The organism is Nocardiopsis sp. MG754419 (assembly GCF_018207095.1).
GTDB lineage: Bacteria > Actinomycetota > Actinomycetes > Streptosporangiales > Streptosporangiaceae > Nocardiopsis.
In genome coordinates, this window is record NZ_QOCZ01000388.1 from 1 (window position 1) to 400 (window position 400).

Annotated in this window: 1 protein-coding gene; it reads right to left on the reverse strand. The window is 70.8% G+C overall.

Going from position 1 to position 400, the window contains the following annotated elements:
• A partial coding sequence (locus tag DSY14_RS29705; protein WP_249188597.1) for a phosphopantetheine-binding protein occupies window positions 1-400 on the reverse strand: 400 nt, incomplete at both ends.

The window sequence follows — 400 nt, forward strand, 5'->3', positions numbered from 1 at the left end:
GCGATCAGCGGGGACCAACTCCGGCCGCGACACCGCCCCTCGGCCCTGGGCGACCAACCGGTCCACACCGGCCACCGTCGGATCACGGAAGAAGTCCCGAATTCCCACCTCGGCCCCGAGCACCGACCGCACCCGCGACACCAGCCTCAGCGCCAGCAGCGAATTACCGCCCACACGGAAGAAGTTCTCCCCCAGCCCCACCGAACCCCGGCCCAACAGGCCCGCGAACAACCCGCACAGGATCTCCTGACGCGGAGTCAGAGGACCGGAGGGGGTGTCGACGACGGACGCCACCACGCTGACCGCGGGCGTCCCGCGATCGGTCAGAGCCAACCGCTCCGACCCCGTCAGCTCCACGCACTCGCCCACCATCGATCCCGGGTCATCGGCCATGGCCCGC